Origin of the sequence: Arthrobacter sp. zg-Y769, assembly GCF_020907405.1 — a bacterium.
Lineage (GTDB): Bacteria > Actinomycetota > Actinomycetes > Actinomycetales > Micrococcaceae > Arthrobacter_B.
On sequence record NZ_JAJJOE010000016.1, the window covers coordinates 144,616 to 160,760 of the forward strand.

At 66.2% G+C, this 16,145-nt stretch carries 15 protein-coding genes; 8 read left to right on the forward strand and 7 right to left on the reverse strand.

Translation table 11 applies throughout. The features are described from left to right. Positions 1–75: 75 nt before the first annotated feature. Positions 76–1,038: a catechol 2,3-dioxygenase gene (locus LOC60_RS15170; protein WP_230026477.1), complete on the forward strand. Its 963-nt coding sequence runs from the start codon at positions 76–78 to the stop codon at positions 1,036–1,038. A gap of 64 nt (positions 1,039–1,102) precedes the next feature. Here LOC60_RS15170 and LOC60_RS15175 read toward each other — a convergent pair whose 3' ends face one another. From LOC60_RS15175 to LOC60_RS15195, 5 genes are all read right to left on the reverse strand, one after another. After that, positions 1,103–1,981 carry an ABC transporter ATP-binding protein gene (locus tag LOC60_RS15175; RefSeq protein ID WP_230026478.1) on the reverse strand — a complete coding sequence of 293 codons (879 nt, stop codon included), beginning with the start codon at positions 1,979–1,981 and terminating at the stop codon, positions 1,103–1,105. After that, positions 1,971–2,744 carry an ABC transporter permease gene (locus tag LOC60_RS15180; RefSeq protein WP_230026479.1) on the reverse strand — a complete coding sequence of 258 codons (774 nt, stop codon included), beginning with the start codon at positions 2,742–2,744 and terminating at the stop codon, positions 1,971–1,973. Before LOC60_RS15180 ends, LOC60_RS15175 begins: the two co-directional genes overlap by 11 nt. Then, the gene (locus LOC60_RS15185) at positions 2,741–3,580 is read right to left on the reverse strand and encodes an ABC transporter permease (RefSeq protein WP_230026481.1); all 840 of its coding nucleotides are present in this window, start codon (positions 3,578–3,580) and stop codon (positions 2,741–2,743) included. Before LOC60_RS15185 ends, LOC60_RS15180 begins: the two co-directional genes overlap by 4 nt. Beyond that, the gene (locus LOC60_RS15190; RefSeq protein WP_230026482.1) at positions 3,580–4,557 is read right to left on the reverse strand and encodes an ABC transporter substrate-binding protein; all 978 of its coding nucleotides are present in this window, start codon (positions 4,555–4,557) and stop codon (positions 3,580–3,582) included. Before LOC60_RS15190 ends, LOC60_RS15185 begins: the two co-directional genes overlap by 1 nt. Positions 4,558–4,701: 144 nt before the next feature. Further along, positions 4,702–5,784 (reverse strand): PLP-dependent cysteine synthase family protein, encoded by a 1,083-nt coding sequence (locus tag LOC60_RS15195; protein WP_230026483.1) that lies wholly within the window; start codon positions 5,782–5,784, stop codon positions 4,702–4,704. 148 nt (positions 5,785–5,932) lie between these two features. On the opposite strand from LOC60_RS15195, the gene LOC60_RS15200 reads away from it, so the two are divergent. The 7 genes from LOC60_RS15200 to LOC60_RS15230 all read left to right on the forward strand — a co-directional run bounded on the left by LOC60_RS15200 (position 5,933) and on the right by LOC60_RS15230 (position 14,693). Next, on the forward strand, positions 5,933–7,096 hold the full coding sequence (locus LOC60_RS15200; RefSeq protein WP_230026484.1) for an SDR family oxidoreductase: 1,164 nt from the start codon (positions 5,933–5,935) through the stop codon (positions 7,094–7,096). A 30-nt stretch (positions 7,097–7,126) separates the two neighbouring features. Continuing rightward, positions 7,127–8,056, forward strand: a complete 930-nt coding sequence (locus LOC60_RS15205) for an NADP-dependent oxidoreductase (RefSeq protein WP_230026485.1) — start codon at positions 7,127–7,129, stop codon at positions 8,054–8,056. A gap of 1,031 nt (positions 8,057–9,087) precedes the next feature. Continuing rightward, the gene (gene uriH / locus LOC60_RS15210) at positions 9,088–10,035 is read left to right on the forward strand and encodes a uridine-preferring nucleoside hydrolase UriH (protein WP_230026486.1); all 948 of its coding nucleotides are present in this window, start codon (positions 9,088–9,090) and stop codon (positions 10,033–10,035) included. Then, complete coding sequence (gene uriT, locus LOC60_RS15215; protein ID WP_331460838.1) at positions 10,032–11,495, forward strand: uridine transporter UriT; 1,464 nt, start codon at positions 10,032–10,034, stop codon at positions 11,493–11,495. The genes uriH and uriT (LOC60_RS15215) overlap by 4 nt, the downstream gene beginning before the upstream one ends. After that, a complete protein-coding gene (gene uriT, locus LOC60_RS15220) occupies positions 11,492–12,925 on the forward strand; it encodes a uridine transporter UriT (RefSeq protein ID WP_331460839.1) in 1,434 nt (477 codons plus the stop codon). The genes uriT (LOC60_RS15215) and uriT (LOC60_RS15220) overlap by 4 nt, the downstream gene beginning before the upstream one ends. Positions 12,926–12,954: 29 nt before the next feature. Further along, positions 12,955–13,869 (forward strand): PfkB family carbohydrate kinase, encoded by a 915-nt coding sequence (locus tag LOC60_RS15225; RefSeq protein WP_230026488.1) that lies wholly within the window; start codon positions 12,955–12,957, stop codon positions 13,867–13,869. A 158-nt stretch (positions 13,870–14,027) separates the two neighbouring features. Continuing rightward, positions 14,028–14,693 (forward strand): hypothetical protein, encoded by a 666-nt coding sequence (locus tag LOC60_RS15230; protein WP_230026489.1) that lies wholly within the window; start codon positions 14,028–14,030, stop codon positions 14,691–14,693. Between the two features lie 122 nt (positions 14,694–14,815). Here the strand turns inward: LOC60_RS15230 and LOC60_RS15235 are convergent, their stop codons facing one another. Continuing rightward, entirely contained in the window at positions 14,816–15,190 is a 375-nt protein-coding gene (locus LOC60_RS15235; protein WP_230026490.1) for a DUF4259 domain-containing protein, read from the reverse strand. A 30-nt stretch (positions 15,191–15,220) separates the two neighbouring features. Beyond that, positions 15,221–16,045, reverse strand: a complete 825-nt coding sequence (locus LOC60_RS15240; protein WP_230026491.1) for a histidine phosphatase family protein — start codon at positions 16,043–16,045, stop codon at positions 15,221–15,223. Between the last annotated feature and the right edge of the window lie 100 nt (positions 16,046–16,145).

Below are 16,145 nucleotides of genomic sequence, written 5' to 3' on the forward strand. Positions count from 1 at the left end.
CTTCGCGGCGGGCGTCCGAGCGGCGGCCCGGTACCGAAGCGCATGCCAATCGAGCAGACTGCAAAGGACACCGCTATGGCTAATGCTTTTCGCGACGTGGCCCATCTGGGCTTCGTGGAACTCTACACTCCGGATTTCGAAAAGAGCCTCTGGTTCTTCACCGAGCTGCTGGCCATGCGCGAAGTCGCGCGTGAGGGCGATTCCGCCTACCTGCACGCATGGGACGACTACGAACACCACACCATCAAGCTGACCGCCCACGAGACCTCCGGCATCGGGCGCCTTGGCCTGCGCGCCGCCAGCGAAGAGGCCCTGCAGCGGCGCGTCGCGGCGATCGAGGCGGCAGGACGCGGAGTCGGCTGGCACGACGGCGGCCCGGGCATGGGCAAGACCTACGCCTTCACCGATCCGGACGGGCATCCGATGGACATTTACTTCGAAAGCGAATGGCATGTCCCCTCCGAGGAGTTCCGTCCGGCACTGAAGAACCAGGCGGACCGCTTCCCGGGCCGCGGGGTGAACGCCCGCCGCCTGGACCACGTGAACTTCCTGGGCGCCGACGTTGCCGAGAACGGCCGCTTTGTCGAAGAGGTGCTGGGCGGCAAGCCCACCGAGCAGATCCGGCTGGACAACGGCAGGCTCTCCGGCCAATGGTTTACCTTCTCCAACAAGTCCTACGACCTGGTCTACAGCGGCGACTGGACCGGCAGCAGCGGGCGCCTGCACCACGTCGCCTTCGCCACCGACACCCGCGAAGACATCCTCAAGGCCGCGGATATCTTCCTGGAAAACGGCATCCACATCGAAACCGGGCCGCACAAGCACGCCATCCAGCAGACCTTTTTCCTGTACGTGTATGAGCCCGGCGGCAACCGGATCGAATTCTGCAACGCCGGTGCCCGCCTGATCCTGGCACCCGATTGGAAGACCATCGAATGGACCGAGGCCGAGCGCGCCAAGGGCCAGGCCTGGGGCATGAAGACCATCGACACCTTCCACACCCACGGCACTCCCCCCGTGGAGCTTCCCGCCAACTGAGCCACGCATAACGACGGCGGCCCCTCCTTCGCGGGAGGGGCCGCCGTCGTTGGCTGGACAGGAACTAGGCGAGCGCCGCGTCCGGGCGGTGCCCCTTCTTGGCCAGCTGGATCTGCTCGTACACATGGTGGCGCAGTTCGGTGAAGCGCGGCAGTCCGCGGGTCTCCAGCTGGTCGCGGTCCTCCGGCAGGTCGATCCGGATGTCCTCCTGCACCACGGTGGGCGAGGAGGACAGGATGATCACGCGTTCGCCCAAATACACGGATTCGTCGATGTCATGCGTGACGAACAGGATGGTCATGCCCAGGTCCTTCCACAGCCGCCGGGTGAGGTCCTCCAGATCGGCGCGGGTCTGGGCATCGACGGCGGCAAACGGCTCATCCATCAGCAGCACCTCCGGCTGGTACGCCACGGCGCGGGCAATGGCCACCCGCTGCTGCATGCCTCCGGACAGCTGCCAGGGGTAGGACTTGGGCACGTGCTCCAGCCCCACCGCTTCCAGCGCGTCGGCAACCCGCTGCCGGCGTTCCGCCTTGGGCACGCCGGCGTTCTTCAGGGGCAGTTCCACGTTGTCCGCGACCCGCAGCCAGGGAAACAGGGAACGGCCGTATTCCTGGAACACCACGGCCATTTTCTTGGGCGGTGCCGTGACCTTCTTGCCGTCGAGCAATACCTCGCCCTCGGTGGCGCCAAGCAGTCCCGCAATGCACTTGAGCAGCGTCGTCTTGCCGGAGCCGGAGGGACCGACCAGGCAGGCCAGCTCGCCGTGGCCCAGGTCGAAGGTGAGGTTGCGGACGGCTTCGATGGGGCCGCCGTCGGTGGAGTAGACCTTTTTCAGCCCGCGGACCGAGAGCAGCGCTTCCCCCTCGGGCAGGGTACGCCCGGAAGGTGTTGCCCCTGCCGGTACCGGAGTTGTCTTGGCGGAGATGGCGTCAGGCTGCATTTTCTACCTCTTTAAGGCCGTGGTACCAGCGCAGCACGCGCCGTTCGCACCATTGGAAGATCAGGGACAAGGCCAGGCCGATCAGGCCGAGCACCAGGATGCCGGACCACATCTCCGGAATGGCGAAGGACCGCTGGAACTGCAGGATAGTGAAGCCCAGCCCCGAGGAGGAACCGAACATTTCCGAAATGACCATCAGGATCAGGCCGATGGACAGCGACTGCCGGATGCCGGCCATGATGGTGGGAGCGGCAGAAGGCAGCACCTGGTAGCGGATCCGGTTCAGCCCGGAAATACCGTAGGACCGGGTCGTTTCGTTCTGCACCGGGTCGATGGAGCGCACCCCTTCGATGGTGTTCAACAGCACCGGCCAGATGCAGCCGACCACAATTACGGCAACCTTCATGCCGTCGTTGAGGCCCACCAGCAGGATCAGCACCGGAACCAGCACCGGGGGCGGCAGGGCACGGAAAAACTCGAACACGGGTTCGGTCAGCGCCCGCAGCGTCCGGTTCAGGCCCACCAGCAGCCCGACGACGATGCCCAGGATGATCGCGATGGCGAGCCCGGCGAGCAGCCGGCCCACCGACGGCAGGACGTCCCCGGTGATCCGTCCCTCAAACCAGGTGGGACCGAAGACATCCACCAGGGCTGCGGGGGTGGGCACGAAGAAGTTCGGTTCGCCGCGGGTGGAAGCCCACCACAGGAGCACCAGCAGCAGGGGCAGCGCAACCACATAGGCAACGCTCTTGAGGATCCTCACAGCACAACCTCCCCGCGGACGGACGGATGCCAGGACAGCAGGCGCTGCTCGACCTGGCGCATCACCACATTGATCGCCACGCCCAGCAGGCCGGTGGCCAGCACCAGTGCGTACATGCCGGAGATGGCACCGCCGGACTGGGCGTCGGCAATCTCGCGCCCGAGCCCGGGCGAGCCGATGATCAGCTCGGCGGTGATGGCCAGGATCAGGGCCACGGAGGCCGCGAGGCGGATGCCCGTCATCAGGTACGGCAGCACGGTGGGAAACACCACGTGCCGGATCCGCTGCAGCTTGGAGAACCCGTAGGACTGCGCCGTCTGCGTTGCCACATTGTCGACGTCGGCCACCCCGTACAGCACCTGGATCAGCACCTGCCAGAAGCAGGCATAGATGATCAGCATCAGCGACGATTCGATTTTGACGCCGAACAGCAGCACGGCCAGCGGGATCAGCGCCACGGAAGGAACCGGGCGCAGGAACTCGATGGTGGAGTTGGTAAAGCGGCGCAGGAACGGGCTCATGCCGATCACCAGGCCCAGGAGGCCGGCGGCGACGACGGCGGCTGCCAGGCCGATGGCCCAGGCCATTAGGGTGTGCCCCACGGCCACCCAGAAGGCAGTCAAGCCGAAGTCCCGAGCGAGGGCGATGATGACTTCCGAAGCAGGGGGCAGGAAGCGGGGCTGGACCAGGCCGACTCGAGGAACCAGTTCCCAGATCAGCAGGAAGCCAAGAACCCCGGCCAGGCCCAGCACCGGTTTCGGCAGGGGGCGGCGCGCACCCGGCCGGGCTGCGCGTGGCTGCGCGGCCCGGCCGGGTTTCAGCACGTCAGTACTCATTACGGCAGCAACTCATCCAGCTTCGGCTCTTCGCTGATCAAACCGTCACTGAGCGAAAGCTCCGCGAGCGTTTCGACGCCGGCGCGGTTGATCTCCGTGGTGAAGCTGGGCAGGGTGAGTGCCTTCGCGGTCTCGGCGTCGATCTTGGTGTAGGTGAGCAGGACCTCGCGGACGGCGTCGGGGTTCTCCTGCGCATATTCCAAGGACTTGTTCATGGCCGCCGTGAATTTCTCCACCGTTTCGGCATCCTGCCCGGCCTTCGCCGACGTCGTGAAGTAGGCGGCGACGGTCAGATCCTCCGCGGTATCCACGTAGTTGGAAGCAATCGCAGTGGACCCGGCGTTCTGCCCACCCGTCAGGAAGGGCTCCACCACCTGGATGGCGTCCACCTGGCCGCGTTCCAGGGCGGCCTGCATGTCGGGGAAGGCCAGCTCTACGAACTCGATGCCCGACGGGTCGCCGCCTGCCTTGCGCACGGAGGCCCGGACGGTGGTGTCGTTGATGTTGTTGAGCGTGTTTACGGCGACTTTCTTGCCTGCGAGGTCCGCCGCCGACTCGATCCCGGAATCCGGGTTGACCAGGATGCCGCCGAAATCGGCGCCGTCCTCGCCTGTCGACGCGGCTCCGGCGGCAACCATCTGCACATCCAGGCCCTTGGAGTTGGCCAGCAGCATCGAGGAGATGTTGCTGAAGCCGAAGTCCATGCTGCCGCTCATGACGGCAGGAACAATGGCCGCTCCGCCCTGGGCCGGCTGCAGTTCCAATTCCAGGCCTTCCTCTTCGAAGAAGCCCTCCTGGACGCCGAGGTAGATCGGTGCCACATCCACGATGGGAATAACTCCGACGGTCACCTTGGTCAGCTCCCCGCCGCCGGCCTCGCCGGTGTCTTCGGTTTCCCCGCTGGGCGAACCCGAGCCGCAGGCGGCAAGAGCCAGGACCGCAGTGGAGGCGGCCAGCAGCCTAAGAATTGGCTTCATTGTCATTCCCCGGTTTCCGTGTAAAAAGTTAGCTAAGTCACACACACGGTATTTTTGGTGAACACGATTGTCAACAATTTTGGGTAACGATCAATGGCCTCCTCATGACGACGGCGCGAGGACGCCTGGTGCCCGCAGGACTGATCAGCCGGCGGGCCACCGCCCGGTCCTAAACAGTTCCTCCAGCACAGCCGTGGCCTGCGCGGGGTCCAGCCCGCGGGACTGCAGCCAGGCGTCGTCGCCGTAGGACGCGGCATACCGGTCCCCCGAATCGCACACCAGCGAAACGATGCTTCCGGCACGGCCCTCGGCTTCCATGGCTGCGGCCAGTTGCCACACACCCCAGAGGTTGGTGCCGGTGGACGGTCCGGCGTGCAGCCCGGTCAGCCGGCGCAGGTGCCGCGAGGCGGCAACCGATGCAGCGTCGGGGACCTGGATCATGTGGTCGATCACGGCTGGAACGAAGCTGGGTTCCGGCCGGGGCCGGCCGATGCCTTCGATCCGGGAGGGCCGTCCGGCGGCTGGCTCGCCCGGATTCTGCCAGGCGGGGAAGAACGCGGAGTTTTCCGGGTCCACCACCGCCAGCCGCGTGGGGTACCGGTGGTAGCGGATGTACCGGCCGATGGTGGCACTGGTGCCGCCGGTGCCCGCACCCACGACTATCCAGTCCGGCAGCGGATGGTCTTCCCGGGCCATCTGGGAAAAGATCGATTCGGCAATGTTGTTGTTGCCCCGCCAGTCCGTGGCGCGTTCGGCATACGTGAACTGGTCCATGTAGTGCCCGCCGGTGCTTGCCGCGACGGCCTCCGCGGCGGCGTAAACCTGGGAAGGCTCCTGGACGAAGTGGCAGCGCCCGCCGTAGTGCTCGATCAGCCGGATCTTCTCCGCACTGGTGGTCTCCGGCATCACGGCCACGAACGGCAGCCCCAGCAGCTGGGCGAAATAGGCCTCGGAGACAGCAGTGGACCCACTGGAAGCTTCCACAATGGTGGTGCCTTCAGTGATCCAGCCGTTCACCAGGCCGAAGAGGAACAGGGAGCGGGCGAGGCGGTGCTTGAGGCTGCCGGTGCGGTGGGTGGACTCGTCCTTCAGGTAAACCTGCACGGACCAGCCGGCGGGGACCGGAACCTGGAACAGGTGCGTATCGGCCGAGCGCGCCCCTTCGGCCTCAATGCGGCGGATGGCGGTCTCGGCCCAGCTGCGGTCCGGAAGCGTAAAAGTGTTCACGTTTCCAGCCTACGTTCGGTTGAGCACCGGCAGGATTGCCTGTCGAATCGCGCCAGGTACCCTTCAGGATTTTCATAAGCACCCTGATGATCGATATCGTCGACGTACTGGCCGTTGACCAGGTTTTACGGAATCAACAGGAGAACCAATGGAAACCACCCCGGAAGCAGCCGCTGAATCACACGCCGGAGCCAATCCCCGGCCGGGCATCATTGAGCAGGACCAGGCACGTACGGCAGCGCGGCCGCACGGGCAGGGTACCGGCGTGGTGCTGGTAGCCGGCGCCGGCGGAGTTATCGGCCGGCATGCCGCAGACGAGTACGCCCGCCGCGGCTGGAAAGTCCGCGGAGCCAGCCGCCGCCCGGTGCCCGGCGCGGGCTGGGAGCACCTCTCCGTGGACCTGCTGGACGCCGAAAAGGCCCGCGAAGGCCTGGCGCCGGCGTCGGACACCACGCATCTGGTCTTCGGCGCCTACATTGAGCGCCCGACGTCGGCGGAACTGTCCGAGGTCAACACCGCCCTGCTGCGGAACACCCTGGACGGCCTGCACGCCGCCGGAGCCCCGCTGCGCCACGTCACGCTCTACCAGGGCGGAAAAGCGTACGGCGCGCATCTGGGTTATTTCAACGCCCCGGCCAAGGAACGGGATCCGCGGCTGATCCAGCCCAACTTCTACTACGACCAGGAAGACCTGCTGCGCCAGGTGGCCGCCGAACGCGGTTTCACCCTGACCGTGCTGCGTCCCGAGGGCGTCATCGGGTATGCCACCGGCAACCCGATGAACCTGCTGATGGCCATCGCGGTCTATGCCAGCATCAGCAAGGAACTGGGCCAGCCGCTGCGCTTCCCCGGCACCGTGGCGGCATACGACGCCCTGTACCAGGTCACCGATGCCGAGCTGCTTGCCCGTGCAGCGGTCTGGGCCGGCTCGGAACCCTCCGCGGCAGGGGAAATCTACAACATCACCAACGGCGACCAGTTCCGCTGGCGGCAGCTGTGGCCGGCGTTCGCCAAGTACTTCGGCATGGAGTACGCGGAACCGCAGCCTGTGCCCCTGACGGACGCCATGCCGCAGTACCGCGACCTCTGGGCGCAGATGGCCGAACGGCACGGCCTGGAACGGATTCCCTACGAGGACCTGGTCCGCTGGGAATTCGCCGATTTCATTTTCCGCTCGGAGTTCGACAACGTCTCCTCCACCATCAAGGCCCGCCAGGCCGGCTTTGCCGATTGCCTGGACTCGGAGGACCGGTTCCTGGAACTCTTTGGCCGCCTGGCCGAACAGCGCATCATTCCCGGCCCGGCCGCTTAACCGCACCTGCGCCGTAAGAGGAGTTTTCTGATGAAGATTGTTGGTATCCGCGCCTTCGGCGGTCCCGAGGTCCTGGAGGTCCTCGAGGTACCCGAACCCCACGCCGGTCCCGGCGAGGTCCGCATCCGGGTACGGGCCGCAGCCGTCAGCCCCACGGACACCGTGCTGCGCTCCGGTGCCCAGGACATGGGCGGACAGGAACCTCCCTACATTCCGGGCATGGACGCCGCGGGAGTGGTGGACGAGGTGGGCGACGGCGCGCACTGGCGGATCGGCGACGAAGTCATGGCCCTGGCCCTGCCCCGGGCCGCTCGGCGGGGTGCCTATACCGAGTATCTGGTGGCGCCGTCGGACTCCATCGCCCGCGTGCCCGCCGGGCTCGGGCTGGAGGCCGCCGCCACGCTGCCGATGAACGGCCTCACCGCTGTGCAGACACTGGAAAAGCTGGATCTTCCCGAAGGCTCGGTCCTGGCTATTACCGGTGCCGCCGGAACCCTGGGCAACTACCTGGTGCAGCTGGCCAAGGAAGCCGGGCTGACCGTCGTCGCGGACGCTTCCGAACAGGATGCGGACGTGGTGGCTGCCCTCGGCGCGGACCATGTGGTGGAACGCGGCGACGACGTCGCCGAGCGGATCCGGAAACTCTTCCCCGACGGCGTCGATGCCGTGGCGGACGCGGCCGTGATGAACGGGCTCGCAGCGGGTGCAGTGCGCGACGGCGGCGGGTTTGCCACCGTCCGTGGGTGGAACGGGGATCCCGGCCGCGGAATCACCGTGCATCAGATCCGCGTCAGCGAGGAGTACTCCTCCGGAGTGAAGCTGGACCGGCTGCGGGCACTGGCTGAAGCGGACCTGCTCAGCCTGCGGATCGCCGATGTCCTGCCCGCCGAACGCGCCGCCGAAGCACACCGCCGGCTCGAGGCCGGCGGGCTGCGCGGCCGGATAGTGCTGACGTTCTAGCCGGTATCGCCTTGACCACCCCGCGACGACGGCGGCACCAACCCGAGGTGCCGCCGTCGTCGTCGTCGGAGCGGCAGATCGTCGGTGCGGCAGATTGCCGGATGGGGCTATCCGGCGGGCCGGCGCGCTGTTATGGTCTCGGCATGGGACTCCTAATATTCGAGTAGTGCTGGATTTCAGTCACGCTGCTGCCGAGCATTACGGCAGCACATCGAACCACCGCAGACACCACCCAGTTCAGAGCTTGTTGAGGCCCTGCCTCCGAGCCCGCCCGTCTTCCCGCGGATCCTAGCCGGTTGAGCCTGCACGCCGTCGGCGTGCCCGGGACGGTGCCCGAATCTTCCGCCTCAGCGGCCGTTAGCCATTGGAGACGCCATGCGTGCACCTAAGAAGAAAAAGCCCGAATCCGTGCAACCTGTACTTCCGCCGGTAGAAATCCATCTCGCTCCGGCTGCCCAGGCACGGCTTAGCGAGGCGGGCGCCCAGCTGCTCGGGTCCGTTCCCGAGACCGCCCTGCCCGGCTGGCAAAGCCTGGGAAAGGACCATAAGCCCACGCACCCGAATACGAAGCAGGGTCCGCGGGAGCGAAAGGTCCGCTGGTAACGAAAAAGGCATCTGTGGCCGTCCCGCCCCTCCGTGGAGCGGGGCGGCCGCTCTCCGTCGGGAGCCGAAGGAAGCTTCATCGAATAACCCCCGGGCAACCCCAATCGTGTTGCCTGTCTGGTGGGAGCCCGGCACTCGGAGCATGCTGGAGGGGAGGCAGCGGCCCGGATCCGCGCCCGCCCGCGAATGAGCGGCAGACAGCATAATTTCCGGGCGGGCAGATGGCAAATCGGGGCGGAGTCCCGGCCGGTGCGCGGCAGGAGCCCCGGCGGAGTGGTCCGCAATACGTCTATATCGTTAATTCTGGTGCCAGGCAGGCACTCCCCCATGTCCGCACCGCTGCGGACCGCTGCAGGAGTACCGGAGCCGGACGCCGCAATGCCGGAACTGCGGTCCCGGAGCTAGAACCTCAACGAAGCGGAGACGTAATGCCCCACAAAATCATCCTGGATTGCGATCCCGGGCATGATGATGCGGTCGCCCTGCTGCTGGCACACGGCAGCCCGGAGATCGACCTCCTGGCGGTGACAACCGTCGTCGGAAACCAGACCCTGGAGAAGGTGACACGTAACGCACTGGCAATTGCCCGTGTTGCAAATATCACAGGCATTCCCTTCGCCGCCGGCTGTGACCGGCCTCTGGTCCGCACCATCGAGAACGCCCCGGACATCCACGGCGACTCCGGCATGGACGGCCCCGAACTGCCCGAGCCCACCCTTGAACTGGACTCCCGCCACGCGGTGGACCTCATTATCGACACGGTTATGGGACACGAGCCGAACACCGTCACCCTCGTCCCCACCGCAGGCCTGACCAACATCGCCATGGCCGTGCGCAAGGAACCGCGCATCGCCGAACGGGTCAAGGAAGTTGTCCTCATGGGCGGCGGCTACCACGTGGGCAACTGGTCCGCGGTGGCCGAGTTCAACATCAAGATCGATCCCGAAGCAGCACACATCGTGTTCAACGAGAAGTGGCCGCTGACCATGGTCGGCCTGGACCTCACGCACCAGGCCCTGGCCACGGACGAAGTCGCGGCGCGCATCACCGCCGTCGGCACCCGGCCCGCGAAATTCGTCGGCGAACTGCTGGAGTTCTTCGGCGAGGCGTATAAAGACGCCCAGGGCTTCGACTTCCCGCCCGTGCATGACCCGTGCGCCGTCGCCTACGTCATCGACCGCTCGGTCATGACCACGCAGCGCGTCCCGTTGGACGTGGAACTGACCGGCACCCTGACCCTTGGCATGACGGTGGCGGACTTCCGCGCACCGGCCCCCGCGGACTGCAACACTTCCGTGGCCGTGGACCTGGATCACCAGAAGTTCTGGGACCTGGTTGTGGACGCCCTCCAGCGCATTGGCGAGGTTGAACTGTGAGTGAAACGACCCGCCGCCGGGTAAGCGTCGGCGCCCTGATGTCCGCGCTGCTGGCCGCCTGCGTGGCGTTCCAGCTCAACGCCTCCATGCTCTCCCCCGCCCTGTTCACCATCGAACAGGAACTTAACACCACCTCCGCTGCCGTCGCCCTGACGCAGACGGCGTTCTTCACCGCTGCTGCACTGTTCTCCCTGTTCCTGCCGCGGCTCGGCGACATCATCGGCCGCAAGAAGGTCCTCGGCGGCATGCTGGTGGTCCTGACCATCGGTTCAGTGATCGCTGCCCTGGCCCCCAGCATCGAGGTATTGTTCCTTGCCCGCCTGATCCAGGGTGTTTCCGGCCCCACGGTGGCGCTCTCGATGATCATGCTGCGGGTGGAAATCCGTGACCCCAAGCTGTACGGCACCCTGATGGGTGTTATTGCCGCAGTCAACGGCGGCATCGCCGGCGTCGACGCGATTGCCGGCGGCTATCTGGCCCAGAACCACGGCTTCGCGTCGATCTTCTGGTCGATGGCCGTCGTCGGCGTGCTGGCTGCCGCCCTCGTCATCGCCGTCGTACCGGAGTCCCGGGCGGAGAAGAAGGAAAAGATGGACTGGGTGGGCGTCGTTCCCCTGGTCATCTCGGTCGGCACCCTGCTGACCGCCTTCAACGAGGCCGGCAAGCTGGGGGATGCCAACTGGCCGCTGGTCATTGGCCTGATCGTCATCGCCGTCATCGCGTTCACGGTGTTCTGGAAGGTTGAGAACCGGACCGAGCAGCCGCTGATCGCCACCTATCTGCTGAAGCAGCGCTCCACCTGGGCCCTGCTGCTGACCACCGTGCTGACCATGACCGGCGTTTTCGCCGTTATGAACGGCATCATCCCCGCCCTGGCACAGGACGGCGCCGTGGGCTTCGGCATGGGTGCCGAAGAGTCGGCTTGGTGGACCATTACCCCCTACGCCCTCGCCGGCCTCATCGTGGGTCCGTTCGCCGGCCGGCTGGCCGGCAGCTGGGGCTACGCCAAGGTGCTGCGGATCGGCACCATCGGCTCCGTCATTGCGCTGATGCTGATGCTTCCCGTGGTCGGCAACGATTCGCGGATGGGCCTGCTGGCGATCTCCATCCTGGTCGGCATCACCTACGCCGGCATCGGCAACGTGATGCTCAGCGGGCTGGGTGTCATGCTTTCCCCGAAGGAGAACCCCGGCTTCCTGCCCGGCCTCAACGCCGGTGCATTCAACCTGGGCGCCGGCCTGAGCTTCGCCGTGATCTACGCGGCCAAGACCGCCACCACCGTTACCGGCGGCTCCGGAACCGAAGGCTATTACGGCGGCGTCATTGCCGGCGTCATCATTCTGGGCCTGGCCCTGGCCACGTCCTTCCTCATCCCCAAGCCTGCCGAACTCAACAGCCAGGCAGCTGCTGACCAGGCTCCCCCGGCCGGCGCCAAAGCCAAAGTCGAGGTAAACCGGTGACTGAAACCGCCCGCCGGCGGGTAAACGTCGGCGCACTGATGGCCGCACTGCTGGCCGCCTGTGTGGCGTTCCAGCTCAACGCCTCCATGCTTTCCCCGGCACTGGTACGGATCGAGGAGGAGCTGGACACCACCTCGGCGGCAGTGGGCCTGACGCAGACCGCATTCTTCACCGCCGCCGCGTTGTTCTCCCTGTTCCTGCCGCGCCTCGGCGACATCATTGGCCGCAAGAAGGTCCTCACCGGCATGCTGGTGGTCCTGACCATCGGCTCCGTGGTGGCCGCCCTGGCCCCGAGCATTGAAGTCCTGTTCATCGCCCGCCTCATCCAGGGCGTTTCGGGACCGGTGGTGCCGCTGACGCTGATCATGCTGCGCGTGGAGATCCGCGACCCCAAGCTGTACGGCACCCTGATGGGCGTCATCACGGCCGTCAACGGCGGCATCGCCGGGGTCGACGCCGTTGCCGGCGGCTACCTCGCGGAAAACCACGGGTTCGCCTCGGTCTTCTGGTCCATGGCCGTTGTCGGTGCCGTCGCCACCGCCCTGCTCTTCTTCCTGGCACCGGAATCCCGGGCCGAGAAGAAGGAAAAGATGGACTGGGTAGGCGTTGTCCCCCTGGTTATCTCGGTGGGCACCCTGCTCACCGCGTTCAATGAGGCCGGCAAGCTGTCGGACGCCAACTGGACCCTGGTGGCAGCCCTGATCGCCATCGGCGTGATCGCGTTCGTGGCGTTCTGGAAGGTGGAGAACCGTACCGAGCAGCCGCTCGTCGCCACCTACCTGCTAAAGCAGCGCTCCACCTGGGCCCTGCTGCTGACCACGCTGCTGACCATGACCGGTGTGTTTGCCGTGATCAACGGGATCATCCCGGCCCTGGCGCAGGACGGCACCGTCGGGTTCGGCATGGGCGCCGAGGAATCCGCGTGGTGGACCCTTACGCCCTACGCCCTCGCGGGCCTGCTCCTGGGTCCCATCGCCGGCCGGCTGGCCGCCAGCTGGGGATACGGGAAGGTGCTGCGGATCGGCCTGATCGGCTCCGTCATCACCCTGGCGCTGATGCTCCTGATGGTCGGCAGCGACTCCCGGCTGGGGCTGCTGGGCGTGTCCGTACTCATCGGCATCACCTATGCCGGCATCAGCAACATCATGCTCAACGGACTGGGCATTGTGCTCTCCCCGCGGGAAAATCCCGGCTTCCTGCCCGGCCTTAACGCGGGTGCCTTCAACCTCGGTGCCGGGCTGAGCTTCGCCGTGATTTACGCGGTGAAGACGGCCGCCACCCCGGCCGACGGTGCCGGGTCCACCGGATATTACGCCGGTATCATTGCGGGTCTGGTCATTCTGGCCCTGGCCCTGGCCTCGTCCTTCCTCATTCCGAGGCCGGCCGATGCCGAGGTTGACGCCGCCTCCGCCGAGACCGACCACCGCTGACCCGTCCGCCACCCAAGGAGAATCACTGCATGTCCGCCGGAAAAGTTGTAGTTGTCGGTTCGCTTAATGCCGACCTGACCGTCCGCACCGACCGTTTCCCCTCCCCCGGGGAAACCCTGAACGGATCGGAACTGGTCATTGTCCCGGGCGGCAAGAGTGCCAACCAGGCGGCTGCTGCCGCCCTGCTGGGCGCCGATGTGCGGCTCTTCGGAGCCGTGGGCGCCGACGGGCACGGCGATCTGCTGCTGGAGGCGGCAGCCGGCGCCGGCGTGGATGCCTCGCGCGTCCTGCGCCGTACCGGCACCGCGACGGGTACGGCCATGATCGTGGTGGACGCCGCCGGGGAAAACACCATCATCGTCTCCCCCGGTGCCAACGGCACGGTTACCGGCGCCGAGCTTCCGGCGGACCTGTTCGAGGACGCTGCAGTGCTCTGCCTGAGCCTGGAGGTACCGCTCGAAGCGGTGGCCGCCGCGGCCCAGGCAGGGCACGACGCCGGCGCCCAGGTGCTGCTGAACCTCTCGCCTTACCGCGAGGTCCCCGCCGATCTGCTCGCCCTGACCGATGTCCTGCTGCTCAACGCCCACGAAGCTGCGCTGGTCACGGGGCTGGCGGATCCGGCGTCGGACTGGGAAGCGGTTATCGCTGCCCTGGCCCGGCTGGGTGTGCGGCGCACCATCGTCACCCTCGGCGGCGAGGGCGCCGTCGTGCTGGACGGCACCGCTACCGGTGCGGACCGGGTGACCGTCATTGCGCCCACCCGGGTCACGGCAGTGGACACGACCGGCTGCGGCGACGCCTTCACGGCCGCCACGGCTGCACGGCTTGCGGCCGGTGATTCGCTGGCCGACGCCGCCGGGTTCGCTGCCCGTGCCGGTGCACTGGCTGCTACCCGCGAGGGTGCGCAGTCCTCCTACTCTGCACTGCTGGAGCTGGTGGGCTAACCACCGATCCCCGGGTATGACAAGGGCCCTGCATCGGAGCCAACGGCAGATGCAGGGCCCTTGTCCGTGCCGCCGCGTGTGAGGGCGTTGACGTCGGACTATGCTGATAGGTGCTGCGGCAAATCCGCCGTGGAATCAGTCCGCTTTATGGGGGAAGCATGTCCGAACCAGTGCCGCAGGGCGCCAATAACACCAACAGCCACAACTCAAATGCCTATCCCGGCGACCAGACTCCGCCCGGGCCGGCAGTGCCTCCCGTTCCGCAGGCAGGACCGCCCTTCGGACAGGCGGGCGCTCCCTACGCACAGGCGGCACCGCCCTACGCACAGGCAGGCGCTCCCTACGCACAGGCGGCACCGCCCTACGCACAGGCAGGCGCTCCCTACGCTCAGGCAGGCGCTCCGGCCGGTCCTCTGGTACCGCCGCAGCGGCCGAAGCAGGTGGATTCGGCTTTCACTCTGCTGATGGTCATTCTGGGCCTGACCGTTCTGAGCGTTCCTGCCGGAATCCTGCTGGCGAACGCAGCCGGCCCCGATGTCCCCATGGCAGCTGTCATGATCCTGGTGGTTATGGGCATCATCTGCTTCGCCATCACTCTGGTAGCGGCTATTTTCATCCGCAAGGGCCATAACTGGGCCCGGATCCTGCTTGCCGTTTACACAGGGATCTCCGTGCTGACCCTGATCACCAATATTGGCCTGCTGGGTTGGTGGGCAGTCCTGGCCCTGGTTATCGCAACGGTAATGCTGTTCCGGAAGCCGTCGCCGCAGTACTTCCAAGCGATGAGCCAGTACCGGCAGCACAAAATGCTCAGCCAGGCCTAGTAGTCGGCTCTGCTCGGGTAATAGGCGGCGTCTCCCCCTGGGGAGGCGCCGCCTTTTGTGTCCCACTGCGTCCGTGTAGCTCAGGACATTACCCGCTACGAGTTCGGTTTCTCTTCATAGCGCTACGGCCGGCGGAGCTTCTCCCGTGCCGGTTGTGGTCCCGTGAGCTGGTCCCGCAGTTCCTGCAGGGCCGCTACCCGTTCCGCCAGGTCGTCCGGCCCCGCTTCCGTCCACTCCTCGAGGCCGCTGCCCTGATCGATCGCATCAAGGGCGGCGGCTTTCACGTCGTCGTCGAGCCTGCCCACCTGGAACTGCGCCGCTGCGAGCGCCACCCACAACTCCGCGGCGTTGTCCTGGCGCAGCAGGTAGGCGAAGGATTCGATGACGCGGCGGGTCGCTTCCTCATCCGGCACCTGGTCCTCGAGATGTTCTCGGTACTCCCCGCGAATGTCCGCAGCCGTATCGTTGGCGAAAATGCCGCTCCCCCATGCACCCATGCCGCGAATATAACATGAGGAGGGAACGCCTCAGCTTCCGAACGCACCCTGCAGGAAATGCCGGTTCGCTTCAGCCCGTTCCAGGAGGTCGTCACGGGTGAAGTACTTCCGGTCGAATTCTTCCCATTCGCCGACGAACATGGTCCACTCGCCGTCCACCTGGACGGGCCAGCAGCGCCGGACCCAGTTGAGCTTTTCGCGGACGTTGTTCCGGTTGTCCGGGTCGGTGCTGGTGTACTGCAGGACGGTGCAGTTGTGGATCATCTGGTCCTTGTCCGCGTCCCGCTCCAGGAACTCCTCATCGCTCCAGCGCTCCAGCACCAGACGGGTTGCCCACATGAATTCGCCGTGCGTCACCAGGAGAACATTGTCGCGGGCGTTTTCACGGTGCAGGGTGCTCAGGATGTTCCGCACCCGGTTTTCAGCGACATTGGCAATGGATTCCCCCGCAGGCGGGGCCCAGTACAGCGGATCACTGTCACGGTACGCCGCGTTCTGCGAGTACTTGCGGGCGAAGTCCTGCTTCGACATGGAGCCGATTTCTCCCCACGAACGCTCACGGATCACCCGGTTCTCCTCCCAACGCACATCCAGCCCGAGGTGCGCGGCAGTCTCACGGGTCCGGGTGTAAACGGAGACCATGGCCCGGTCGAACTCGATGTTCTGCCGCGCGATCCAGGCGCCGGCGACCTTGGCCTGCTGGACCCCCAGTTCCGTAAGCCGCCACGAGCGGTCCGGAACGGTCATCGTCTCTTCGGTGTAGAGGCTGGAGTCACCGGCTTTGGACGCCTTCTGCATCACGTTCGCTTCGCTCTGTCCGTGACGGACGAGGAACAGGTTCCGGGGCATAACCATTGGAGACTCCTTCTACACGCGCACGCTGATTCTGCTTTTACATCTTAGGTGCGTCTGTGGTCCCGGTTTTTCCCGCCCCCCCTCCCCCCCCCACGCCTCC